Source organism: Homoserinibacter sp. YIM 151385 (assembly GCF_027912415.1).
Lineage (GTDB): Bacteria > Actinomycetota > Actinomycetes > Actinomycetales > Microbacteriaceae > Schumannella.
On sequence record NZ_CP115175.1, the window covers coordinates 2,494,230 to 2,518,949 of the forward strand.

The window sequence follows — 24,720 nt, forward strand, 5'->3', positions numbered from 1 at the left end:
CCGAACTCCTCCTACTGCACGCGACTGGGGGGTTGCGTGTGCGGAGCACGGTCATTCTGAGGGGGGTGACATGACCTCTCTTGCTGAGATCCTCATCATCCGCGGGCTCATGCCCATCACGAGTCTCGACACGCTGGGCGAAGGTCCTGCCGGCGAGGAGGCGCTCGTGCGCGATCTCCTCGAGGGCGGCATCCTCACGCCGGCGCAGGTCGCCTCGGCCCGAGCCGCCCAGCTCGGTCTCGCGTTCGTCGAGCTGCTCGACTACCCGGTGGACTCGGCCGCGGTCGCGCTCGTGCCGGCGGCCATCTGCCGTCGCTACGAGGTGCTGCCGATCGGGGTCTCCGGCGACCAGCTGACGCTCGCCATGACGGATCCGGGCAACGTGCTCGCACTCGACGACGTGCGCGCGGCGAGCCGGATGCGCGTCAAGGCGGTCGTGGCGGAGCGCGGCGACCTCATGACGGCGGTCGACCGCTTCCACCGCGCCGACGGCGAGATGGACGAGCTGACCTCGGTCCTCGAGGAGGAGAACGGCCCCTCGGAGTCGAACGAGGTCGCGATCGCGGACGGCTTCGAGGACGACGCGCCCATCGTGCGCTTCGTGAACCTGCTCATCAGCCAGGGCATCCAGGACCACGCCTCCGACATCCACATCGAGCCGGGCGAGTACGAGCTCATCGTCCGCTACCGGATCGACGGCGTGCTGCACATCATGCAGCGGGCGCCCAAGAACATCCAGAACGGCGTCATCTCGCGCCTGAAGATCATGAGCGACATCGACATCGCCGAGCGCCGCAAGCCTCAGGACGGCCGCCTCTCGGTGCGCCACGGCGGCCGCCAGATCGACCTCCGCGTGGCGACCCTCCCCACCGTGTGGGGCGAGAAGGTCGTCATGCGAATCCTCGACAACTCGAACACGGCGCTGTCGATCGAGCAGCTGGGCCTCACCCCCCAGAACGCCGAGGCCTACCGCGCGTCGTACACGAAGCCCTACGGCATGATCCTCGTGACGGGTCCCACGGGCTCCGGCAAGTCGACCACGCTCTACACGACGCTCAACTCGGTGGTCCGCCCCGAGATCAACGTCATCACGGTCGAGGACCCGGTCGAGTACCGGATGCCGGGCATCAACCAGGTGCAGGTCAACCCGAAGGCGGGCCTCACCTTCGCGAGCGCGCTCCGCTCGATCCTGCGATCCGACCCGGATGTGGTCCTGATCGGCGAGATCCGGGACCAGGAGACGGCGCAGATCGCGATCGAGGCCTCGCTCACGGGCCACCTGGTCCTCTCGACGCTCCACACCAACGACGCGCCGAGCGCGATCACACGGCTCACCGAGATGGACATCGAGCCCTTCCTCGTGGGCTCGGCGCTCGACTCGGTCGTCGCGCAGCGTCTCGCGCGCCGGCTCTGCGACCGCTGCAAGGCGCCGTACGCGCACGACCCGGTCGACCTCGCGAACCTCCGCGTCGGCTACGACCCGTCGATGCCGCCGCCGGAGCTGTGGATGCCGGTCGGCTGCTCCTCGTGCTCGAACACGGGGTACCGCGGGCGTCTCGCGCTCCACGAGGTCATGACGGTCACGGAGGAGATCGAGCGCCTCGCCGTGGCGCGCGCCTCGAGCGCCGAGATCATGCACGTCGCCGTGAGCCAGGGCATGACGACCCTGCGCCACGACGGATGGGCGAAGGCGCAGATGGGCCTGACATCCATCGAAGAGATCCTGCGAGTCGTCGCGTAGCGACGGCGGATGAGTCCTGGGGGGGAACATTGAGCAGCAAGCCGATCTACGAGATCCCGGTGACGGATTCGCCGGGAGTCCCGTTCCAGACGCCTGTGGCGTCGACACCGCCCGCGTCGAGCACCTATCAGTCGGCCCCGCCGACGATGATGCCCGACGGCAGTCCCGTCTCGGGTGCGGCAGCGCCGGGCAACCCCTCCGCCGCGTTCAGCGCGCCGCCTGCGCCCGCACCCGAGACGGTCTTCTCCAGCGCCCCGGCGCCGGGGATGACCACCCCGCCGCCGGCACCCGCCTCGGCGGCGGTCCCGCCGCCCTCGTCGACCGGCGCCTTCGCGGCGTCCGCGCCGACGATCGTGCCCTCCGCGGCGCGTCCCGCGGCCTCGACCTCGCCGCCGATGCAGGCGGTCCCGGTCTCGGCGCCCGCCGCGCCCGCGGCGCCGGCCGCACCGCCGGCCTCGGCGATGCCGGCGCCCACTGCGACGCCGGCCTCGACCGCCATGCCCGCGCCCTCGGCGCCCGCGCAGACGGCGCCGGCCGCCGCCGCCCAGGCTCCGACGCCGACCCGCCCGATGACGGCGGCGACGCCGACCGTCGAGATCCAGACCGAGGACATCGCGGGGCTCAACCCCTCGAGCGAGCCGGCCGACCCCGACCTCATCAGCGCCCTCCAGCAGGTCCTCCTGCGCGGCGCCTCCGACCTCCACGTCTCCTCGGGCTCCGCCCCGCGGCTGCGCGTCGACGGCGGCCTGCACCCGATCCCCGACATCGGGGTCTGGGACCGCGCGAAGGTGAAGAGCGCGCTGTACTCGCTGCTCTCGGACCAGCTCCGGGACCGCTTCGAGGAGGTGCTCGAGCTCGACTTCGCGTACACGCTCAGCGCCAACGCCCGCTTCCGCGTGAACTTCTACCAGGACCGCGGCTCGATGGGCGCGGCCTTCCGCATCATCCCGACGCAGATCAAGCAGCTGCACGAGCTCGGCATCCCCAAGGAGGTCGGCCAGTTCGCGGGCCTCCCGCGCGGACTCGTCCTCGTCACCGGACCCACGGGCTCCGGCAAGTCGACGACGCTCGCCGCGCTCGTCGACCTCGTGAACGACTCGCGGGCCGACCACATCGTGACGGTCGAGGACCCGATCGAGTTCATGCACCGCAACAAGAAGTCGCTCGTGAACCAGCGCGAGGTCGGCCGCGACACGCACAGCTTCGGCAACGCGCTCAAGCACGTGCTGCGCCAGGACCCCGACGTGATCCTCATCGGCGAGCTCCGCGACCTCGAGACGATCTCGATCGCGCTCACCGCGGCCGAGACCGGCCACCTCGTCTTCGCGACGCTGCACACGCAGTCGGCCGGCTCCACGATCGACCGCGTCATCGACGTCTACCCGCCGCACCAGCAGGACCAGGTGCGCACGCAGCTCGCGGCGACGCTCCAGGGCGTCGTCTGCCAGACGCTCGTGAAGAAGGCCTCGGGATCGGGCCGCGCGGTCGCGACCGAGGTCATGTTCACGACCCCCGCGATCTCGAACCTCATCCGCGAGGGCAAGACCTACCAGGTGGCCTCGGTCATGCAGGCCGGCTCGCAGCACGGCATGCACACCATGGACCAGTCGCTCGCGCACCTCGTCAACGAGGGCCAGATCACGCGGAGCGCCGCGGTCGAGAAGTCGCAGGATCCGGAGACGCTCGAGCGGCTCATCACGCGCGTCGACATGCAGGGCGGCACGAACCTCAACCAGTTCTCGCACGACTTCGACGCGCACGCGCCGCAGGCAGGGCGGCACTGATGGCCGGCACGATCGTGTCGGGCGCCGTCAAGCACTTCGAGTACCGCGCGCGCAACGGCGAGGGCAAGCTCGTCAAGGGGCGGATGGAGGCCTCCAGCGAGGGGGCCGTCGTCGACAAGCTCCGGACCCTCGGACTCTCGCCGACGGAGGTCAAGGAGACGCTGGCGGGGCAGGGGCTCAACCGCGACATCAGCATCCCGGGGCTCGGCGGGGGAGTCGACCTCAAGTCGCTCTCGATCCTCATGCGCCAGATGGCGACCATGATCGCGGCCGGCCTCTCGCTCCTCAAGACGCTCAGCATCCTCGCCGAGCAGACCGAGAACAAGAAGCTCAAGCAGATCCTCGGCGTCGTCTCGCGCGACGTCGAGACGGGCCTCTCGCTCTCGGAGGCCCTCGCGAAGCACCCGGTCGAGTTCCCGCCGCTCATGATCAACATGGTCCGCGCCGGCGAGACGGGCGGCTTCCTCGAGGGTGCGCTCGAGTCGATCGCGACGAACTTCGAGAAAGAGGCCAAGCTCCGCGCGACCGTGAAGTCGGCGATGACCTACCCGGTCATGGTGCTCATCATGGCCTTCGTCGCGGTGCTCGGCATGCTCATCTTCATCGTGCCGATCTTCCAGAAGATGTTCGACGGGCTCGGCAGCGAGCTGCCGGCGCCGACGCTCATCCTCGTCGCGCTCTCGCAGAACATGGTCTGGGCGGCGCCGCTCATCATCGTGCTCGTCTTCGGCGGCATGGCCTGGTGGCGGGTCAACAAGAACAAGGAGTCGGTGCGGGCGAGGATCGACCCGCTCAAGCTCAGGCTCCCGGTGTTCGGGATGCTGTTGAAGAAGATCGCGATCGCGCGCTTCACGCGGAACCTGGCGAACATGATCACGGCCGGCGTGCCCATCCTGCAGGCGCTCGTGGTCGTCGGCGAGACCTCCGGCAACTACGTCATCGAGGCGGCCTCCAAGGCCGTCAGCGACTCGGTGCGGCAGGGCAAGTCGATCGCCGGTCCCATGGCCGAGCACAAGGTGTTCCCGCCCATGGTGGTGCAGATGGTCGCCGTCGGCGAGGACTCGGGTGCGCTCGAGACCATGCTCGGCAAGGTCTCCGACTTCTACGACACGGAGGTCGACGCCACCACGAAGGCGCTCACCTCGCTCATCGAGCCGCTGCTCATCGCCTTCCTCGGCGTCGTCGTGGGCGGCATGATCGTCGCCCTCTACATGCCGATCTTCAGCATCGCCTCGGCGGTCGGCGGGCAGTAGCGCCGCCCTGCCCCCGGACGGGGGTGCAGGGTAGCGGAAATCACCCCCGGACGCGGGATTCTGCTCAATCGACACGCTCAATAGCGTCGTCATGTCGGGTCGTCACCGTTCTGGGGGAAACGGCTCGCACTCCATCAAACAAGAAGGAACAAGACAATGACCCGCATTCAGGACATGCTCGCGGCCCGTATGGACCGCATCAAGAACGGCGACAAGGGCTTCACGCTCATCGAGCTCCTCGTCGTCGTGCTCGTGATCGGCATCCTCGCCGCCATCGCGATCCCGGTCTACATCGGCGTGCAGGACAACGCGAAGAACTCGGCCGTCCAGTCCGACCTCCGCAACGCCAAGACCGCCATCGTCGCGTGGTACACGCAGAACCCCGGCGCCACCTCGTTCGGCGCGACCGCCGACCAGCTCGCGGCGAACGGCTACTCGAAGAGCGACGGCGTGTCCGAGGTCAACTTCACCGGCGTCGTCTCGCAGACCGACTTCTGCATCTCGGCCACCCGCGCCGACCAGACCACGACGGTCTTCCACACGGAGGAGCGCGGCAGCGTCGCCTCGGGCGGCTGCTGAACCAGCTCCGACTGACACCGCGATGCGGGGCGGCGTTCGCGCCGCCCCGCATCACCGGTTCCGGAGCAGGGGGCTCCGGGACCGCACCGCACTGCACGGCCTGAAGGGGGTGATCGCTGTGATCCGCAGCATCCGTGACCGCATGCGCCGCAGCGGCGACGCCGGCATCTCGCTCACCGAGGTGCTCGTCGCGATGATGGTCTTCAGCCTGATCGCCGTCGGGATGTCGTACTCGATCATGACGATCCAGCAGCTCACCTACGACACCCAGCGCCGCGCCACCGCGACCAACCTCGCGGCCGGCGAGATCGACTCCTCGATCGGCGTCGGCAACGCCTTCGACGTCAACCGCCGCGTCGACACGCAGACCGTCGGCGGCACCCGCTACACGATCACCCGCGAGGTCACGTGGGAGACCGACCGCGACGGCGACCGCTCCGCCTGCGGCACCTCGGGCGGCAACCTGCTCTACAAGATCGTCAACGTCTCCGTGACGTGGGACGACATGCTGATGATCAAGAACGACGTCCGCGCGGACACCTTCATCGCCCCGGTCGACCGGCTCAACAGCCCCGGTCTCGGCACGATCCTCATCTCCGTGACCGGCGAGCGCGGCGCGGGCGCCGCCGACATCGCCGTCGCCATCACGCCGAAGGCGGGCGGCACCGGCGCCGCCATCCCGGTGCAGCGCCCGACCAGCGCCGACGGCTGCAGCTACGCGCTCCAGGTGGTCCCCGGCGAGTACAACATCGCGATCTCGAAGGCCGGCTTCGTCGACGACTCGCAGGCCGCCAACCCGACGAAGACCGAGACGGTCACGGCCGGCCAGACGACCGCCGTCAAGTTCCAGTACGACAGCCGGGTCCGCCTCGACACCGCGTACCGGACCAACCGCACCTCGGCGCGGCTCCCGTCCGCGATGGACACCACCTTCTTCGCCGCCGGCCGCATCTACTCCTACTCCTCGATCGCCGCACAGCGCGACCTCCACCCCTTCGCCGAGGGGTACACCGCGATCGCCGGCAAGTACAAGCGCCCGGACGAGACGGACACCCGCGGCTGCACGAACACGAACCCGGCATCGTGGGCCGCCGGCCCCGTCGACGGCACGCCGAAGCGGGCCGGCGTCGCCGCGGCCGCCACGGCATCCGCCCCGGGCACGAACGGCCGCATCGACGTGCCGATGGGCATCGTCACGGTGAAGCCCCCGGCGGGCGTCACAGCGGTCCGGGCGAGGACCGCGGCGCCGGCCTCGGTCACCTACCCGGGGGACCCCGGGTGCTCGATCACGATGGAGTACACCTTCACCGGCCTGACCGCCGACCGGGACAACCAGATCGCGCTTCCGTACGGCTCGTGGACCTTCGGCTACGGCGGAAGCAGCTACTCGACCGCGCTGCCCGGATCCCGCCTCAGCGTCTCGAGCGATGCCGGCGCCGTGATCGGCAGCATCCTCACGCTCGACCCGCGGGAGAACGGCTCGTGAGCCGCCTCCGCCGAGTCCTCGAGGGGGAACGGGACGCCGGCATCTCGATCGCCGAGCTCGTCGTCACGATGATGGTGTCGATGATCCTGCTCGCCATGGTGGGCTCCTTCTTCATCCAGACCGCGCAGGTCACTTCGGCCTCCAACCAGACGCGCGTCACCATCGGCGACGTCACGAACATGCAGAACGAGCTGACCGGGCGCGTGCGGGTCGCGAGCGAGACGACGCTCACGGGCGCCGTCACCGCGGGCGTCACCACCGCGGAGGCGCGGCGGCTCGTCTTCTACGCGTGGTCCGACACCGACGCCATCGACATGCGGATGTCGCGCGTCACCGTGACCGTCTCGGCCTCGAACATCGTGACGGTGCAGACCTGCAAGGGCACCTCGAGCGGCGGCATCTGGAGCTACCCCTGCACGAATGCCGCCGACGTCACGACGCGCACCTTCGACGACCTCCCGCTCGTCAACCCCAGCGGCTCCGAGAAGCGGCTGTTCACGTACTGGAACCGCTGCGGCGCGCAGCTCGGCAACGCCTCGGGCACCGTCGCCTCGGCCGATCTCGCGAAGATCCAGCGGATCGACGTCTCCGTCAAGGCCAAGACGATCGGGACCCCGGATCGCTCCGCCCTGTACCTCACGAGCCCCCTCTACCTCGCCAACATCAAGTCCCAGGTGGTGTGCCCATGATGACCCGCATCCGGCAGCTGGCCCGTCTGCGCCGCAGCGACCACGGCATCGCGCTGCCGAGCGTCTTCGGCCTCGGCATGATCATGCTCGTGCTCGTCGCGAGCTCGATGACGGTCGCGACCAGCGGCCTGCAGCGCACCGACCAGGACGAGGACTGGAACGCGGCCCTCAACGCCGCCCGCGCCGGCGTGCAGGAGTACCAGAGCCGGCTCGCGAACGACAACACCTACACGCGCTTCGGCAACCCGCAGTCGAAGTTCACGAAGGGCGCCGACAACGCCACGGACATCGTCGCGCCGCCCGCCTCGCAGGCGAACCCGGCGTTCGGCATCAACGGCGCCTGGGCCACGATGGAGGGCACGGACGGCCGGGCGCAGTTCCGCTACGAGATCAACACCGACTCCTTCCAGTCGCAGGGGCGCCTGCAGCTGCGCTCCACCGGCAAGGTCGGTAGCGCGATCCGGAGCATCGTGGCCGACCTCAAGCAGGACGGCTTCATCAACTTCCTCTACCTGACCCGCTACGAGATCCAGGATCCGCAGTTCTCCGGTCAGGACCAGTGCGGCGACAAGTACTCCTGGGGCTCCAGCCCGCGCCCGTCCGGCTGCGCGCAGATCCAGTTCGGCTCGAACTCGACCATCGACACCTTCAACGGCCCCGTCCACTCGAACGACTCGCTCGCGATCTGCAACGCCGCCTTCAACCGCGGCGTCACCTCCTCGGCGACCCCGACCCGCGCCTACCGGGTCTCGGGGTGCACCGGCAGCGCCGGCACCACCGGTCCCGCCTCGGTCAGCTGGGCGAAGGAGATCGGCTTCCCCGCGACCAACGCGAGCGACCGCCGCCAGACCTACGCGAACGACCCCGACATCACGCGCCCCGGCTGCCTGTACACGGGGCCGACCAAGATCACCTGGCGCCTCGTCGGCTCGACGCCCAAGATGACGATCATCTCGCCGTGGACCAAGGCCACGAACCCGTACCCGGGCGAGCGGACCGGCACCTCGAACGCGCGCTGCGGCAACGTCAACCAGATGCACACCTCGGCGGGGGCGGAGGTCGACGCGCTCCACGAGAACCTCATCTTCATCCAGGATGTCCCGACCGATACGAACAACGTCAACGGCTGGGCGACGGGGACCACCCCGCGCTGGACGGTCAGCGGCACCACGACCCAGGTGACCTGCGGCTCGAATCCCGCGATGGGCGGCTGGACCTTCGGCTCGCACGGCTACCCGAGCGCCAACGAGTCGGCGCCCGAGGGCGCCGCGGCCGATGCCGTCGCCTACGGCTGCCGCAAGGGCGACCTCTTCACGCAGGGCGTCGTCGGCAGCGCCGTCACCATGTCGGCCGAGAACTACGCCTACATCACGGGCGACCTCACGAACCCGACGGGCGTCGCGGAGGCGATGACGGGCGTCGTCGGCAACAACGGCGTCATCATCCGCAACCCCGTCCGCGGGACGGAGACCTGCACGCGCACCGATCGCAACGGCAACTGCACCGCGACCGAGACCACGTGGAGCTTCCTCGCGGAGTCGTCGACGAACCGCACGATCGATGCCGCGCTCATGTCGGTGCAGCACACGATCCAGGTCCAGAACTACACCCGCGGTCAGCGGGGCACGCTCAAGATCACCGGATCGATGGCGCAGAAGTACCGCGGCCCGACCGGCACCACGGCGCCCTCGGGCTACACGAAGAACTACAACTACGACGCTCGCTTCCTCAACACCGCGCCGCCGAAGTTCCTGACGCCCACCTCGACGACCTACGGCGTCACCCAGACCGCCTCCACGCCCTCCGCCTGGAACGCCGACGGAAGCTCGACGGGCCGATGACCGCGCTCGCCGTCGTCGCGCCGGTCGTCGGCGCCCTCGGGCTCGCCATCGGCTCCTTCCTCAACGTCGTCGCCTACCGGGTGCCCGCGGGGCTCTCGGTCGTGCGCCCGGCATCCTCGTGCCCCGGCTGCGGCGCCGGGATCCGGAGCCGCGACAACGTGCCCGTACTCGGCTGGCTGCTGCTCGGCGGGCGCTGCCGCGACTGCCGCATGCGGATCTCGGCGCGCTACCCGGCCATCGAGGCCCTCACGGGGCTCGCGTTCGTCGTCGTGGCGCTCGTCTTCGCCCCCGCGATCTGGACCGCCGAGACGCCGCTCGCCTCCGCGGGCGCCGCCGTCCACCTCGTCGCGCTGCTCTACCTCGCCGCCATCTCGATCGCCCTCTCGGCCATCGACCTCGACGTGCACCGACTGCCCGATGCGATCGTGCTGCCCGCCTACCTCGTGAGCGGCGTGCTGCTCGCCGCGGCGGGGCTCCTCGCGGGACGCCCCGAGCTCCTGCTCGGCGCGCTCATCGGCGGCGCGGCGCTGTTCGCGTTCTACTTCCTCATCGCCTTCATCCGCCCCGGCGGCATGGGCTTCGGGGACATCAAGCTCGCCGGGGTGCTCGGACTGCACCTCGGCTACGCGGGACTCGCGCAGTCCGTCGTCGGGACGGCCGCCGCCTTCCTGCTCGGCGGCCTCGTCGCGATCGCGCTCATCATCGTCCGCCGCGCCGAGCGCGGCGGCGGGATCCCGTTCGGCCCGTGGATGCTCGCGGGCGCCTGGATCGGGATCATCTCCGGCGAGCAGATCGCCGGCGCATACCTGTCGATCGTCGGCCTCGGCTGACGACGGCGAACACAAGGGGGGAAACATGGCTTCGACGATCGTCGGGCTCGACATCGGGAACGGGGTGCTGCGCGCGGCGGAAGTCGCCGACGCGCTGAAGCCCAGGCCGACGCTGGTCCGCTACCACTCGATGGCGCTGCCGAAGGGCGCGGTCGCACGCGGGGAGGTGATCGAGAAGGACACCTTCACCTCGGCGCTCAAGCAGCTCTGGTCGCAGGCCGGCTTCAAGTCCAAGAAGGTCGTCCTCGGCGTCGGCAACCAGCGCGTGCTCGTCCGCGACCTCTCGGTGCCGAAGGCGCCGATCACGCAGATCCGCGAGTCGCTCCCGTTCCAGGTCCAGGAGCTCCTCCCGGTCCCGGTCGGCGACGCGCTCCTCGACTTCTACCCGACCTCCGCCTCGACGGGCGAGAGCGGCGAGATGGTCAACGGCCTGCTCATCGCGGCGGTCAAGGAGGTCGTGCTCACGACCGTCTCCGCGGTGCAGGCGGCCGGCCTCGACCCGGTCGAGGTGGATCTCACGCAGTTCGCGCTCGCGCGGGCGCTCCTCGTCGGCGAGGGGGCTCGGGGCACCGTCGCGCTGGTCCACGTCGGCGCGCAGAGCACGAGCGTCGTGCTCGCCGCCGACGGCATCCCGCGCTTCGTCCGCGTGATCTCGAACGGCAGCGACGACGTCAACGCGGCCCTCACCGCCGAGGCGGGCATCGAGCCCGAGGAGGCGGAGCGCTACAAGCGCGGGCTCGGCCTCATCACGAACGGCCTGCGGCCCGAGTGGCAGCAGGCCTCGCAGATCATGTCGCGCGTGACCGGGGACCTCTTCGACAACGTCCGCAACACGCTGAGCTTCTACATCAACACCCGCCAGGGGGTGCAGATCGACCGGATCCTCGTCTCGGGTGGCGGCGCGCAGATGCCGGGCTTCGCCCAGGCGCTCGCCGAGCTGACCCGGATCCCGGTCGGCGCGCCCGACGTGTTCTCCCGGTTCTCCGTCGCGCGCAGCGTCGACGAGCGCCACCGGGCGGACGCCACCGGACTGCCCGTCGCCGCGGGCCTCGCGATCGGGAGCCGAGCATGACCGCCATCGCCCCCGGGCAGCCCGCCGAGGCGCCCGCGACCGCGGCGCCGGCCGCTCCCGCGAAGGGCGCGAAGGCGCCGAAGGGCGCGAAGGCTCCGAAGGCGGCCAAGCCCGCCAAGCCGCCGCGCACCGCGCCCGCCAAGGGGCGCACGCAGGGTGGGCCGCCCGAGCCGCGCGCGAACCTGCTCCCGCCTGAGGTCGCGCAGAACGCCCGCAGCCGCGGCGTGCGCCGATCGCTGCGCATGCTCGTCGTCGGGGTGCTCGCGATCGTCCTGCTCGTGAGCGGCGCGTCCTGGTACTTCGCGACGACCAAGGTCACCGCGCTGGGCGACGCCGTGCTCGAGACCGACGACCTGCAGCTCGCGCTCCTCGACAAGGCCGAGGTCCGCGCGACCGTCGACGACATCGCGCGCCGCGAGGCCGGCATCCGCGTGGGCGGCTCGACCGACATCGACTGGGCCTCCTACCTCGCGGACCTCGAGGGGAAGCTGCCGAAGGACGTCGAGCTCACCCAGGTGGTCGTCGATCAGGCCGACATCCAGACGCCGTACGTCCAGTCGACGGTGCCGCTGGAGGGGGAGCGCATCGCGACCCTCGTCTTCACGGCGACCTCGAGCAAGCTCCCGCAGATCCCGGACTGGATCGACGAGCTCTCGAGCCTCGACGGCTTCGCCGACGCCTCGCCCGGCAGCGTCGACCTCGCCGACGGCGTCTACACCGCCACCGTCACCATGCACATCAACACCGAGGCGTACTCTTCCCGGTTCGCGCCGAAGCCCGAGGGGAGCGAGCAGTGAGACTCGACAACCGTCTCTGGATCCTGATCACCGCGATCCTCAGCGTCGGCCTGCTCGCGGGCGGCTGGTTCATCGGCGTCGCGCCGAGCCTCGCCGTCGCGGCGGCGGCCGACCTCGAGCGCGAGGACACGGTCGCCCAGAACGACGACCTCCGTGCGCAGCTCACCGAGCTCGAGAGCGTCGAGGGCACCATGCCGACCCTCGAGGGGGAGCTCGAGGACCTCCGCACCGCCATCCCCGCGGGCGTCTCCGGCTCGTCCTTCATCGCGGAGGTGAACGAGCTGGCCGACAAGGCCGACGTGACGCTCACCTCGATCGCGATCGGCGAGCCGGCGCCCTACGTGCCGCCCGGCCCGCCGCCGTCGACCGAGCCCGAGGCTCCCGCCGAGGGCGAGGAGTCGGAGGAGGCCGCGTCCGGTCCCGTCGCGGGCGCTGCGGCCGCCGGCGTGGCGCCGGCGGGCCCGATCCCGCTGACGGACCCGCTCGTCACCTCCGAGAGCTTCCTCGTCGTGCAGGTCGAGCTCCGCGTGGAGGGCGACCAGGGCAAGGTGCGCGACTTCCTCTCGCGCCTCCAGGAGGGCGAGCGCCTCGTGCTCGTCACGAAGTTCAACTACGGGAATCAGGACTCGGCGGGCGAGGGCGGCAGCGTCGGTGCCTACTCGGTCGCGGCGACCGGGCTCATGTACGCCTTCCGCGACACGACGGCCGCGGCCGCGCCCGCGGTCGAGCAGGCCGCCGGATAGCGGCCGCGACAGACGGGAGCGCCCGCGCCCCCCTTGCGGGCGCTCCTCACCACGACGCCCGGACGGCCCTGCCGTCCGGGCGTCGTCCCATCCCCGCCGCCTTGCACGCCTGGCGTCGCACGGAGTAACATCGGTGTGTCTGTGCGTTCTCGCGCGGGCGGGATTCCGGCCTCGCGGCCGGGCCCCCACGGCATATCCGCCGGCACGGCCGGGCGGATTCCGATGGAAAACATCACCCATCAAACGCTGTCACCGTGCAGCAGAGGAGATTCAGTAGTGCCCACCATCCAGCAGCTGGTCCGCAAGGGCCGCTCGCCGAAGGTCGTCAAGACCAAGGCGCCGGCCCTCAAGGCCAACCCGCAGCAGCGCGGCGTCTGCACCCGCGTCTACACCACGACCCCGAAGAAGCCGAACTCGGCGCTTCGCAAGGTCGCCCGTGTGAAGCTCTCCAACGGCACCGAGGTGACCGCGTACATCCCGGGCGAGGGTCACAACCTCCAGGAGCACTCGATGGTGCTCGTCCGCGGCGGTCGTGTGAAGGACCTCCCCGGCGTCCGCTACAAGATCGTGCGCGGCGCGCTCGACACCCAGGCCGTGAAGAACCGTCAGCAGGCCCGCAGCCGCTACGGCGCGAAGAAGGACAAGAAGTAATGCCTCGCAAGGGACCCGCCCCGAAGCGCCCCGTGGTCGCCGACCCGGTCTACGGCGCACCCATCGTCTCGCAGCTCGTGAACAAGATCCTCGTCGACGGCAAGAAGGCCATCGCCGAGCGCATCGTCTACGGCGCCCTCGAGACCGTCGCGACGAAGTCCGGCCAGGATGCCGTCGTCGTGCTCAAGAAGGCGCTCGACAACGTGCGCCCCACCCTCGAGGTCAAGAGCCGCCGCGTCGGCGGCTCGACCTACCAGGTCCCGGTTGAGGTCAAGCCGCACCGCGCGAACACGCTCGCACTGCGCTGGCTCACCTCCTACGCCAAGTCGCGTCGCGAGAAGACCATGACCGAGCGCCTCACGAACGAGATCCTCGACGCCTCCAACGGCCTCGGCGCCGCCGTGAAGCGCCGCGAGGACACCCACAAGATGGCCGAGTCGAACCGCGCGTTCGCTCACTACCGCTGGTAACCACCACTCCGCTGCTCGGAGGGCGCGGCGAGAACCGCCGCGCCCTCTGAAGCCGCACTTCCCGAAAGGAACCCCGTGGCACAGGACGTGCTCACCGACCTCTCGAAGGTCCGCAACTTCGGCATCATGGCCCACATCGATGCCGGCAAGACCACCACGACCGAGCGCATCCTGTTCTACACGGGCATCAACCACAAGATCGGCGAGGTGCACGACGGCGCCGCGACGATGGACTGGATGGCGCAGGAGCAGGAGCGAGGGATCACGATCACCTCGGCTGCCACCACCTGCTTCTGGGAGGGCATCCAGCTCAACATCATCGACACGCCCGGCCACGTCGACTTCACGGTCGAGGTCGAGCGCAACCTGCGCGTCCTCGACGGCGCGGTCGCCGTCTTCGACGGCAAGGAGGGCGTCGAGCCCCAGTCCGAGACCGTCTGGCGTCAGGCCGACAAGTACGACGTCCCCCGCATCTGCTTCGTCAACAAGATGGACAAGCTCGGCGCGGACTTCTACTTCACCGTCGACACGATCATCAAGCGCCTCGGCGCGAAGCCGCTCGTGATGCAGATCCCGATCGGCGCCGAGTCGAGCTTCGAGGGCGTCGTCGACCTCGTCTACATGCGCGCGCTCACCTGGCGCGGCGACGCCAAGGGCGATGTGGCGATGGGCGCCAAGTACGAGATCGAGCCCATCCCGGCCGACCTCCAGGAGAAGGCGGAGGAGTACCGCCAGAAGCTCCTCGAGACCGTCGCCGAGTCGGACGACGCGCTGCTCGAGAAGTTCTTCGGCGGCGAGGAGCTCACCCCCGAGGAGATCAAGGGCGCCGTCCGCAAGATGGTCATCGCCTCCGAGATCTACCCCGTCTTCTGCGGCTCCGCGTTCAAGAACCGCGGCGTGCAGCCGATGCTCGACGCGGTCGTCGACTACCTCCCGTCGCCGCTCGACGTGCCGGCGGTCGAGGGCCACGACGTCCGCGACGAGGAGAAGGTCATCGAGCGCAAGGCGGACTCCTCGGAGCCCTTCGCCGCGCTCGCGTTCAAGATCATGACGCACCCGTTCTTCGGGCGCCTCACCTACATCCGCGTGTACTCGGGCCAGCTCGAGTCGGGCGGCCAGATCGTGAACTCCACGAAGGGCAAGAAGGAGCGCATCGGGAAGATCTTCCAGATGCACGCCAACAAGGAGAACCCGGTCCCCTCGGTGACCGCGGGGCACATCTACGCGGTCATCGGCCTCAAGGACACGACCACGGGCGACACCCTCTCCGACTCGGCGAACCAGGTCATCCTCGAGTCGATGACCTTCCCGGAGCCCGTCATCGAGGTCGCGATCGAGCCCAAGACGAAGGCCGACCAGGAGAAGCTGGGCACCGCGATCCAGAAGCTCGCGGAAGAGGACCCGACGTTCCGCACCGAGCAGAACCAGGAGACCGGCCAGACCATCATCAAGGGCATGGGCGAGCTCCACCTCGACATCCTCGTCGACCGCATGAAGCGCGAGTTCAACGTCGAGGCGAACGTCGGCAAGCCCCAGGTCGCGTACCGCGAGACCATCCGCAAGACGGTCGAGAAGTACGACTACACCCACAAGAAGCAGACGGGTGGATCGGGTCAGTTCGCGAAGGTCCAGATCACCATCGAGCCGATGGAGGTCACCCCGGAGACGTCCTACGAGTTCGTGAACGCCGTCACCGGCGGTCGCGTGCCCCGCGAGTACATCCCCTCGGTCGACCACGGCATCGTGGACGCCATGCAGGTCGGCGTCCTCGCCGGCTACCCGACGGTGGGCGTCAAGGCGACCCTCGTCGACGGCGCCTCGCACGACGTCGACTCCTCGGAGATGGCGTTCAAGATCGCCGGATCGATCGCGTACAAGGAGGCCGCGCGCCGTGCGGACCCCGTGCTGCTCGAGCCGCTCATGGCCGTCGAGGTCCGCACGCCCGAGGAGTACATGGGCGATGTGATCGGCGACATCAACTCCCGTCGCGGCCAGATCCAGTCGATGGAGGACGCCACCGGCGTCAAGGTCGTCTCGGCGAAGGTCCCGCTGTCGGAGATGTTCGGCTACGTCGGCGACCTGCGCTCGAAGACCTCGGGCCGCGCCGTGTACTCGATGACCTTCGACAGCTACGCTGAGGTCCCCAGGGCCGTGGCGGACGAGATCGTCCAGAAGAGCAAGGGCGAGTAACGCCTGCAATACTTGTCGGCTGAGTCAGTTATCGCAGTCGGCGACCCAGGGCCTCACAGCCTGACAACTCAAAGTAGAAACGCAATCGAGTCCTGAGGAGGACCCACAGTGGCTAAGGCCAAGTTCGAGCGGACCAAGCCGCACGTGAACATCGGAACGATCGGTCACGTCGACCACGGCAAGACGACGCTCACCGCCGCGATCTCGAAGACGCTCGCGGAGAAGTACCCGTCGGACGTCAACGTCCTTCGCGACTTCGCGTCGATCGACTCGGCTCCCGAGGAGCGCCAGCGCGGCATCACGATCAACATCTCGCACGTCGAGTACGAGACGCCGAAGCGCCACTACGCGCACGTCGACGCCCCGGGTCACGCCGACTACATCAAGAACATGATCACCGGTGCGGCCCAGATGGACGGCGCGATCCTCGTGGTCGCGGCGACCGACGGCCCCATGGCGCAGACCCGCGAGCACGTGCTGCTCGCGAAGCAGGTCGGCGTGCCGTACCTGCTCGTCGCGCTCAACAAGTCGGACATGGTCGACGACGAGGAGATCCTGGAGCTCGTCGAGCTCGAGGTGCGCGAGCTCCTCTCCTCGCAGGACTTCGACGGCGACAACGCCCCCGTCGTGCGCGTCTCGGGCCTCAAGGCGCTCGAGGGCGACGCCCAGTGGACGCAGTCGATCCTCGACCTCATGGAGGCCGTGGACGACAACGTGCCGGACCCGGTGCGCGACAAGGACAAGCCCTTCCTCATGCCCGTCGAGGACGTCTTCACGATCACCGGTCGTGGCACCGTCGTCACGGGTCGTGCCGAGCGCGGCACCCTCGCGATCAACTCCGAGGTCGAGATCGTCGGCATCCGCCCGACGCAGAAGACCACGGTCACCGGTATCGAGATGTTCCACAAGCAGCTCGACGAGGCCTGGGCCGGCGAGAACTGCGGTCTGCTCCTCCGCGGCACCAAGCGCGAGGACGTCGAGCGCGGCCAGGTCGTCGTGAAGCCGGGCTCGGTCACCCCTCACACGAACTTCGAGGGCACCGCGTACATCCTCTCGAAGGACGAGGGCGGCCGTCACAACCCGTTCTACGCGAACTACCGTCCGCAGTTCTACTTCCGCACCACGGACGTCACCGGCGTCATCACGCTGCCCGAGGGCACCGAGATGGTCATGCCCGGCGACACCACCGACATGTCGGTCGAGCTCATCCAGCCGATCGCCATGGAGGAGGGCCTCGGCTTCGCGATCCGCGAGGGCGGGCGCACCGTCGGCGCCGGCAAGGTGACGAAGATCAACAAGTAGTTCCCATCAGGACCTCGTCCTGACGAACTCCCGGAGAGGGGGTCGGGCCTTCGGGCCCGGCCCCCTCTCCGCATCTCGCGCCGTCGCTCGCGTTCCGCCCCCGAACTGGGGGGCGCTCCGAGGTTGTTCGCAGCTTCGGCGCGGGGTGATACTTCGGGCAATGCTCGCGTTCTGCGGGCATCCGACTCCTTCACCGAGAGCACCGTCGTGACGACTTCCATGCCCGGCCGCCTCGCGGCCCTGCTGACTGCGGCAGCCGTCGCGGCATCCGTCCTGATCCCCGTCGCCTCCGCGTCCGCGGCGTCCGAGCGCGCGAGCGCCGCTGCGGCGCAGCCGGCGAACCTGGAGGTGACGGGCTACCTGACCCGCACCTCGGAGCACGTGCACGGGCACGATCGCGAGCTCGGCGAGACGCCGCTCTTCCGCGTCGTCGGCAAGGGCTACCTGCGCGTCGACGTCTCGGGTGTCGAGCTCGGCGCCGGTGCAGCCGGCAAGCTCACGCTCGGCCTCGCCGCGCCCGCGACGGTCGCCGCGATCGACGATGCGGACGCGCGCTTCGAGGCCCTCGCCGCGGCGAGCTTCGACACCCCGGTGAAGGTCGTCGACATCGCCGAGTCGGGCCTGAAGACGAAGGGCCTCGTCAACCAGACGCCGGCCGCGGCCGCGCGGCACAAGGTGTACGCGGTGCTCGTCACGCCGAAGAACGTCGACCAGACGCGCTCGCCCGCCGACCAGACGGTCGCTGCGGTCAAGGCCTCGGTCGCGCACTCCGACGAGTACTGGATGCAGCAGTCCGGCGGCAAGGTCGGCTTCGACCTCGTCGGCACGGTGCCGCTCTACAACAGCGCCTACAGCTGCGATGTCGACGTCGAGGTCAACGCCGACCGGATCTGGGCGGAGGCCGCGAAGAAGGCGACCGCCGAGCTGGGCTACCAGGACGCGCAGAACGCGCACCTCGCGCTGTTCTTCCCCTCGGCCGCCGACTGCGGCGGCGCGATCGGCCTCGGCACGATCGGCTGGGGGATCAACACGGGCGGCCTGACCTGGACGATCGGCACGGACGCGCTCATCGAGCAGGCGACGCTCGCCCACGAGCTCGGCCACAACCTCTCCTTCGGCCACGCCAGCTGGCTGGACTGCGCGGCGACCGCGCCCCAGCCCGGCGTCGCGGCCACCGGCTCCTTCTGCCAGGTGAAGCACTACGGCGACGTCTCGGACGTCATGGGCTATGGGCTCACCGAGACCACGGGCGGAGCGCTCTCGAGCCCCAGCGCCATCCGCGCGAACCTCTGGAACGCAGCCGACTACGCCGTCACCTCGCCGGGCTCGACCACGAGCCACACGCTCAACTCGGTCAGCTCGAACACCGGCAAGCGCGCCGTCGTCGTGCAGGCGGCGGATGGCGTCGAGTACTTCGTCGAGTACCGCAACCGCACCGACGAGGACGCGCCGCTCGCGGCCGGCTACGACTGCCCCGACCAGACCGAGCCCGAGCTCCACTGCACCGCGCCCGCCACGGACGGCATCCGCGTGCTGCGGGTCGCGCCCTCGGACGTGAAGGGCTTCCCGGGCGACGACAGCTACCTCATCGGCCGCCGTCCGGTGCCGTCGCAGGGCCTCCAGGTGCGCACGAACTACGTCGCGGGCGAGACCTTCGCGACTCAGGGCGTCTCGGTCAACGTGACCGCGGTGAGCGGCGCGACGGCGACCGTCTCGGTCACGGCGCCCAGCCTGATCCCGCGCAATGACGAGGTCTACATCCAGCCGACCGCGAGCTATGACGGGAAGATGCGCGTCGGCGACACCTGGACCGCGATCCTCGGCGACAGCTGGCGTGGCGCGAGCCCGAGCTTCCAGTGGTACCGCGCGACGAGCAGCACCAAGGTCGCGATCGCGGGCGCCACGGGCCGGAGCTACAAGCTCACGACCTCCGACCTCGGCCGCTACATCAGCGTCGTCGCCAGCGTCGCCGGCGCGCCCTCCGTCTCCCACCCCGGCACGCAGTACGCGGGCTACGGACCGATCTCGGCGGGTGTCGTCGAGCGCGGGTACGTCTCGATCGACGCGAGCGAGACACCGCTCAAGGCCGTACTCGAAGGCTGGCGCACGGGAGGCGAGAGCTTCATGTACCAGTGGTACCGCAGCGGCGAGGCGATCTCGGGCGCCACCTCGTCGACCTACACGCCTTCGACGAAAGACGCCGGAGGTGCGCGACTGCGCGTCCGCGTGACCGCCTCGAAGTCCGGCTACACCTCGATCAGCGCCTACTCCGCCTACGGCGACTTCTCGCTGACGAAGGTCGGAACCGGCGCCGCGGCGATCTCGGGAGACGTCCGGGTCGGCTCGACGCTGACCGCCTCCTCGAGCGTCGTGACGACGCCTGCCTCGACGCCGAAGTACCAGTGGTACCGCGGCTCGAAGGCGATCTCGGGTGCGACGGCGTCGACCTACATGCCCACGAGCTCCGACTACGGCTTCACGCTGCGCGTCCGGGCGCTGCACACGGCACCGGGCCGCGCGCCGCTGGCGGTCTACAGCCCGTACACCGCCAAGGTCGCCGCCGGCGTCCTCGAGGGCTCACGCGCGCTTCCGATCGTGACGCAGTCGAGCACGAAGCTGACGGCCGCGCTGGTGCCGGGATCCATCACGACGCCCTCCGTCAAGCTGAGCTACCAGTGGTACCGGGACTCCTCGGCGATCAGCAAGGCCACCTCGTCGAGCTACACGATGACGGGCTCGGACTACGGCCACACGGTCTCCGTGCGCGTCACCGTCTCGAAGACCGCGTACAGCACCGTCCGGATGTACTCGGAGAAGATCGACTACTCGATCTACCCCTCGGAGAAGATCGTCATCTCGGGCATCGCGAAGGTCGGCGAGACGCTCACCGCGACGCAGCCAGACTGGAACGCCGACCTCGCCGAGGGCTACCCGGCCTACCGCTGGTATCGCAGCGGCACCGCGATCTCGGGTGCGACCTCTCCCAGCTACACGCTGACCGCCTCGGACTACGGCAAGACGATCACGGCCAAGGTCACGGCCCGGGCCACCGGTCGGCTGAGCTACGTCAAGTCGACGAGCGGGACGGCGAAGGTCGGCCGCGGCAGCATCCCCGCCGAGACCCCGACCGTGATCTACGACGGCACGCGCCTGCAGGCCTCGTACAGCGCGGAGACTGCCGTCAAGGCGGCCTACCAGTGGTACCGCGGCACGAAGGCGATCAAGGGCGCCACGAAGAGCACCTACACGACCTCGACCCCCGTGGGCGTCAAGGTCAAGGTGACGCTTTCGAAGAAGGCCTACACGACGAGGGCGTGGACGGTCGAGTACATCCCGGCTCCCTGAGCCGGAGCGCCAGAGACAGGGCCGCGGAGCAGCCGCTTCGCGGCTCTGTCTCATTCCTGTCCTCCGACGGAAAGCCTTCGACGTGCCGGACTCCGTGGCCGGCGAGGAGATCTGCTGCGTCGTGCGGGCGTCCGCGCCGCGGTGGGTGTCGTCGGTCCGGAGCGCGAATGCGGTCGCCCTGCCCCGACACGCGTGCCGCCGTGCGCGCGCGGCTTCGGATCGGCTGATGAGCGATTCGGGGCGCGCGTGCTCCGGGCTAGCGTCGGAGCGTGCCCCGACTCCGCCGCAGCGACGCATCCGGCCCCGGCATCCGACGCGTGCGATCCGGGCGCGGCTTCACCTACCGGGATGCCGACGGCACGACCGTGCGGGATGCCGTGCTCCGGCAGCGCATCGAGGAGCTCGCGATCCCGCCCGCGTGGACCGAGGTGTGGATCGCACCCCACCCGAACGGCCACATCCAGGCGACCGGCATCGACGCGGCCGGGCGGCGGCAGTACCTCTACCACCCGAGCTGGCGGGAGCGGCAGGACCGCGTGAAGTACGACCGCGCGCTCGCGCTCGCCGAGAGCCTGCCGGTCGCGCGCCGCGGCGTCACGATCGACCTCCGCGGCGAGGAGCCGAGCCGCGAGCGGGCGCTCGCCGCCGCGTTCCGCATGCTCGACACGGGGAGCCTCCGCGTCGGCAGCGAGCAGTACGCGAGCGAGCACGGCAGCTTCGGCCTGACGACCCTGCGCTGCGCGCACGCGAGCATCGTCGGCGGCGACACGGTGCACCTCGAGTTCCCGGCGAAGAGCGGGCAGGAGTGGGAGTCCGACATCCGGGATGCGGACCTCGCCTCCGTCGTGCGCGGGCTCAAGCGCCGCGGCGCCAACGCCCGGCTCCTCGCCTGGCGCGACGAGCGGGGCTGGCGTCCGCTCACGGCTGCCGAGGTGAACGCCGACGTGCGCGAGCGGACCGGCGGCGACTTCACCGCGAAGGACTTCCGCACCCTCCACGGCACGGTCGCGGCGGCCGTCGCCCTCGCGAAGGCCGGACCGGCGGCGACGGCGACCGCCCGCACGCGGACGGTCGCCGCCGCGATCCGGGAGGCCTCCGAGGTGCTCGGCAACACCCCGGCGATCGCGCGTGCGAGCTATGTCGATCCCCGCATCCTCGACCTCTACCGCTCGGGCACGACGATCGATCCCGAGCGGCTGGCCTCCGCGGAGTCGGAGCTGCGGGCGCTGCTCTACTGATCGCGGTCGCGCCCGTCGCTCAGGGCCATCCACGCGAGAACCGCGATGATGCCGACTCCCGTGACCTGGTTGAGGGCGATCGCGACCGGGTCGCCCGTCGCGAAGCCGACGACTGTGGCGACGAGCCCGACGACGATGACGCCCCACGCCACGCGACGGAGCGGGCGAGAGGACCAGCCCGTGCTCCCGGGCGCCGACCCGGTCATGCGCAGCGTCCGATCACGGTGTGGGCGAGTTCGAAGCGGGTGGTGAAGCGGACCCCGAGGCACTCGCCGCGGCTGCGCGCGACGATGGCCTGCGCGTAGATGATGAAGCCGAGTGCGCCGCAGGCGACGGCCGCGTAGGGGCGGCTGCCGCGCGGGACGGACAGCACGATCGCGCTGCAGGCCACCGAGGCCGCGCCGGGGCCGAGCTCGACGATGTACTTGGTGTACGTCTTCGTCGTCATGACCGTGCAGAAGTGGCGGTCGCACCGGAGCGGCCCGACCTTCTTGGCGGGGAGCACCGCGGCGTGGGGGCCGCTCGCGGCGGAGATCGGGATCGCGGATGGGGCGGCTGCCGGGGGCGGCGCGGCTCCGGCCGTGAGGGCGATGGCGGTGGCGAGGGCCACTGTGGATGCGAGCAGGGTTCTGAACATGCGGAGAACTTATATAAGTTGAACACGAAAGGGAACCTCACCTGTCGCGCATGTCCCGGCGCCCCGGAGCGGATCGGGACGGGCCCGCGCGCGGAGTAGCGTTGAGGCGATGACCGCGACCGTCCACCCCCGCCTCGCGACGGCCGGGCTCCTGCTGCTCACCGCATCCACGGGCGTCGTGGACGCCGTCAGCTACCTGGCGCTCGACCGCGTCTTCACCGGCAACATGACCGGCAACGTGCTCTTCATCGGCTTCGCGCTCGTCGGGGTCGGCGGCATCCCGCTCCTCAACAACGTGCTGGCCCTCGCCGGCTTCGCGGCCGGCTCGATCATCGGCGGGCGGATCGTCGGCCGCGGGCACCCCGCATCGAGCTGGCCGCGCCGGAGCCTCGGCGTCCTCATCGGCGGCGGGCTCGTGTTCTTCGCGCTCGCCGGCCTCTGGGCGCTGCTCGGCGCGCTCGAGGAGCGGTGGCTCCTGCTCGTGACGGTGCTCCTCGCGGCCGTCATGGGGGCGCAGGTGTCGGCGGTGAAGCCCATCGGCAACAGCGACATCACGACGATCGTCGTCACGAACACGATCGCGAACCTCGCGCGCGACAGCCGGCTCGGCGGCGGCACCGGCCAGCGCTGGCTCACCCGCCTGCTCGCCGTGCTCTGCATGTTCGCGGGCGCCGCGGTCGGCGCGGGCGCCATCCGGCTCTGGTCGGGGCAGGCGGCGCTCCTCGCGGGCGCGCTCGTCTTCGCGGCGGCCGTCGTGGTGCTCGAGATCGCCGCCCGGCGGGGCGCCGCGGTGCCGTCCGCCTGAGCGGCCGCGGTCGGCCCGTCGAGGCGAGCCCAGGTCAGCTCCCGGACACCTGTCGGCATTCCCGGCAACAGCGGGGAAACATCCCGGTAATCGAGCGCGGGTAAGTCTGGTATCTCGGACGAAGCGCATGGATCGACCCGATCGGCGGCGCGCGACGCGTCCCTAGCATGGACCGCAATCCGGCACCCCGAGCGCCGGACGGGGCAGCCGCCCACCGCGCCGAGGGCCCCGGCGAGGACCCGATCCCAGCCGCACTTGAGAGGTACCAGATGAGAACCACGACTCAGCGGGCCGCCGCCGTCACGGGCATCGCGCTCGTCGCCGCGCTCGCCCTCAGCGCCTGCAGCACCCCCGAGGCCCCGACCGACCCCGCCGCCTCGGGCGACCCCGAGCTCTTCGCGCTCCTGCCCGAGGACATCCAGGACGCCGGCGAGATGATCGTCGCGACCGACGCCAACTACCCGCCCTGCGACTTCGTGAACGAGGAGGGCGACATCGACGGCTTCAACCACGACCTCCTCATGGCGATGGCCGAGAAGCTCGGCATCACCATCACGCAGGAGTCGATCGCCTTCGACGGCCTCATCCCCGGCGTCCAGGGCGGCAAGTACCCAGCCGCGATGGAGTGCATCAGCGATCGGCTCGAGCGTCAGGAGCAGGTCACCTTCATCGACAACGCCTACGCGACCTCGGGCGTGCTCACCCTCGCCGACAACCCGGCCGGCGTCAGCGAGAACCCGCTGAGCCTCTGCGGCGTCAGCGTCGGCATCCAGACCGGCACCGACTACGTCGCCGACGAGGCGCTCTTCAGCGAGAACTGCGAGCAGGAGGGCCTCGAGGCGCTCGACGCGATCGAGTTCCCCAGCGCCACGGAGGTGACGACGGCGCTCCAGTCCGGCCGCGTGGAGGCGAGCTTCACCAACCTCGCCACCGGCGCCTACCAGAACCTCCAGACGGACGGCGCGGTGACGGTGTTCCCCAGCCCGCTCATGTCGAAGGTCTACAACGGGATCATCGTCGCCCACGAGAGCGAGGACCTCGCGCAGGCGCTGCTCGGCGCCCTCGAGGCGATCATCGCCGACGGGACCTACGAGGAGATCATGGCCGAGTGGGGCCTCGAGTCCCAGGTCCTCCTGGAGCCCGGCATCAACCTCGCCACCGAGCGGCCCATCGAGGAGCCGACCGCCTGCGGCGCCTGCGGCCTCGACTGACCGACCCCGGGGGCGGCTCCGACGGGGCCGCCCCCGATCCCCCAGCACCATCGCAC

The 24,720-nt window shown here is 70.2% G+C and carries 22 protein-coding genes; 19 read left to right on the forward strand and 3 right to left on the reverse strand.

What is annotated here, in order from left to right:
* Nucleotides 1-70 precede the first annotated feature (70 nt).
* Nucleotides 71-1,741, forward strand: coding sequence for a GspE/PulE family protein (locus OF852_RS12085; RefSeq protein ID WP_271119410.1), 1,671 nt, complete (start codon nt 71-73; stop codon nt 1,739-1,741).
* 127 nt (nt 1,742-1,868) lie between these two features.
* Here the strand turns inward: OF852_RS12085 and OF852_RS12090 are convergent, their stop codons facing one another.
* Nucleotides 1,869-2,354 (reverse strand): hypothetical protein, encoded by a 486-nt coding sequence (locus OF852_RS12090; RefSeq protein WP_271119411.1) that lies wholly within the window; start codon nt 2,352-2,354, stop codon nt 1,869-1,871.
* Here OF852_RS12090 and OF852_RS12095 point away from each other — a divergent pair.
* The 16 genes from OF852_RS12095 (at nt 2,311) to OF852_RS12170 (ending at nt 22,011) form a co-directional block, all read left to right on the forward strand.
* Nucleotides 2,311-3,525: a type IV pilus twitching motility protein PilT gene (locus OF852_RS12095; RefSeq protein ID WP_271119412.1), complete on the forward strand. Its 1,215-nt coding sequence runs from the start codon at nt 2,311-2,313 to the stop codon at nt 3,523-3,525. The two genes, OF852_RS12090 and OF852_RS12095, sit on opposite strands and share 44 nt — an antisense overlap.
* Entirely contained in the window at nt 3,525-4,778 is a 1,254-nt protein-coding gene (locus tag OF852_RS12100; RefSeq protein WP_271119413.1) for a type II secretion system F family protein, read from the forward strand. Before OF852_RS12095 ends, OF852_RS12100 begins: the two co-directional genes overlap by 1 nt.
* Nucleotides 4,779-4,934: 156 nt before the next feature.
* Nucleotides 4,935-5,357, forward strand: coding sequence for a prepilin-type N-terminal cleavage/methylation domain-containing protein (locus OF852_RS12105; protein WP_271119414.1), 423 nt, complete (start codon nt 4,935-4,937; stop codon nt 5,355-5,357).
* A 118-nt stretch (nt 5,358-5,475) separates the two neighbouring features.
* On the forward strand, nt 5,476-6,843 hold the full coding sequence (locus OF852_RS12110) for a type IV pilus modification PilV family protein (protein WP_271119415.1): 1,368 nt from the start codon (nt 5,476-5,478) through the stop codon (nt 6,841-6,843).
* A complete protein-coding gene (locus OF852_RS12115) occupies nt 6,840-7,532 on the forward strand; it encodes a hypothetical protein (protein ID WP_271119416.1) in 693 nt (230 codons plus the stop codon). Before OF852_RS12110 ends, OF852_RS12115 begins: the two co-directional genes overlap by 4 nt.
* On the forward strand, nt 7,529-9,373 hold the full coding sequence (locus OF852_RS12120; RefSeq protein WP_271119417.1) for a hypothetical protein: 1,845 nt from the start codon (nt 7,529-7,531) through the stop codon (nt 9,371-9,373). Before OF852_RS12115 ends, OF852_RS12120 begins: the two co-directional genes overlap by 4 nt.
* Nucleotides 9,370-10,203, forward strand: coding sequence for a prepilin peptidase (locus OF852_RS12125; protein WP_271119418.1), 834 nt, complete (start codon nt 9,370-9,372; stop codon nt 10,201-10,203). The genes OF852_RS12120 and OF852_RS12125 overlap by 4 nt, the downstream gene beginning before the upstream one ends.
* A gap of 25 nt (nt 10,204-10,228) precedes the next feature.
* A complete protein-coding gene (gene pilM / locus OF852_RS12130; RefSeq protein WP_271119419.1) occupies nt 10,229-11,275 on the forward strand; it encodes a type IV pilus assembly protein PilM in 1,047 nt (348 codons plus the stop codon).
* On the forward strand, nt 11,272-12,072 hold the full coding sequence (locus OF852_RS12135) for a hypothetical protein (RefSeq protein WP_271119420.1): 801 nt from the start codon (nt 11,272-11,274) through the stop codon (nt 12,070-12,072). Before pilM ends, OF852_RS12135 begins: the two co-directional genes overlap by 4 nt.
* Complete coding sequence (locus OF852_RS12140) at nt 12,069-12,815, forward strand: hypothetical protein (RefSeq protein ID WP_271119421.1); 747 nt, start codon at nt 12,069-12,071, stop codon at nt 12,813-12,815. The genes OF852_RS12135 and OF852_RS12140 overlap by 4 nt, the downstream gene beginning before the upstream one ends.
* A 276-nt stretch (nt 12,816-13,091) precedes the next feature.
* Entirely contained in the window at nt 13,092-13,466 is a 375-nt protein-coding gene (rpsL, locus tag OF852_RS12145; RefSeq protein WP_152582702.1) for a 30S ribosomal protein S12, read from the forward strand.
* Nucleotides 13,466-13,936: a 30S ribosomal protein S7 gene (rpsG, locus tag OF852_RS12150; protein ID WP_271119422.1), complete on the forward strand. Its 471-nt coding sequence runs from the start codon at nt 13,466-13,468 to the stop codon at nt 13,934-13,936. The genes rpsL and rpsG overlap by 1 nt, the downstream gene beginning before the upstream one ends.
* 75 nt (nt 13,937-14,011) lie before the next feature.
* A complete protein-coding gene (gene fusA / locus OF852_RS12155; RefSeq protein ID WP_271119423.1) occupies nt 14,012-16,126 on the forward strand; it encodes an elongation factor G in 2,115 nt (704 codons plus the stop codon).
* A 108-nt stretch (nt 16,127-16,234) separates the two neighbouring features.
* Nucleotides 16,235-17,428 (forward strand): elongation factor Tu, encoded by a 1,194-nt coding sequence (gene tuf / locus OF852_RS12160; protein WP_271119424.1) that lies wholly within the window; start codon nt 16,235-16,237, stop codon nt 17,426-17,428.
* A 207-nt stretch (nt 17,429-17,635) separates the two neighbouring features.
* Nucleotides 17,636-20,773: a zinc-dependent metalloprotease family protein gene (locus OF852_RS12165; protein ID WP_271119425.1), complete on the forward strand. Its 3,138-nt coding sequence runs from the start codon at nt 17,636-17,638 to the stop codon at nt 20,771-20,773.
* 269 nt (nt 20,774-21,042) lie between these two features.
* Entirely contained in the window at nt 21,043-22,011 is a 969-nt protein-coding gene (locus tag OF852_RS12170) for a DNA topoisomerase IB (protein ID WP_271119426.1), read from the forward strand.
* Here the strand turns inward: OF852_RS12170 and OF852_RS12175 are convergent.
* Entirely contained in the window at nt 22,005-22,163 is a 159-nt protein-coding gene (locus OF852_RS12175; RefSeq protein ID WP_271119427.1) for a hypothetical protein, read from the reverse strand. The two genes, OF852_RS12170 and OF852_RS12175, sit on opposite strands and share 7 nt — an antisense overlap.
* Nucleotides 22,164-22,213: 50 nt before the next feature.
* Nucleotides 22,214-22,648, reverse strand: coding sequence for a hypothetical protein (locus OF852_RS12180; RefSeq protein ID WP_271119428.1), 435 nt, complete (start codon nt 22,646-22,648; stop codon nt 22,214-22,216).
* Nucleotides 22,649-22,757: 109 nt separating this feature from the next.
* Between OF852_RS12180 and OF852_RS12185 the strand changes: the two genes are divergently transcribed.
* Nucleotides 22,758-23,453: a YoaK family protein gene (locus OF852_RS12185; RefSeq protein WP_271119429.1), complete on the forward strand. Its 696-nt coding sequence runs from the start codon at nt 22,758-22,760 to the stop codon at nt 23,451-23,453.
* A 269-nt stretch (nt 23,454-23,722) separates the two neighbouring features.
* On the forward strand, nt 23,723-24,664 hold the full coding sequence (locus OF852_RS12190) for an ABC transporter substrate-binding protein (protein WP_271119430.1): 942 nt from the start codon (nt 23,723-23,725) through the stop codon (nt 24,662-24,664).
* The last annotated feature ends 56 nt before the right edge of the window (nt 24,665-24,720 follow it).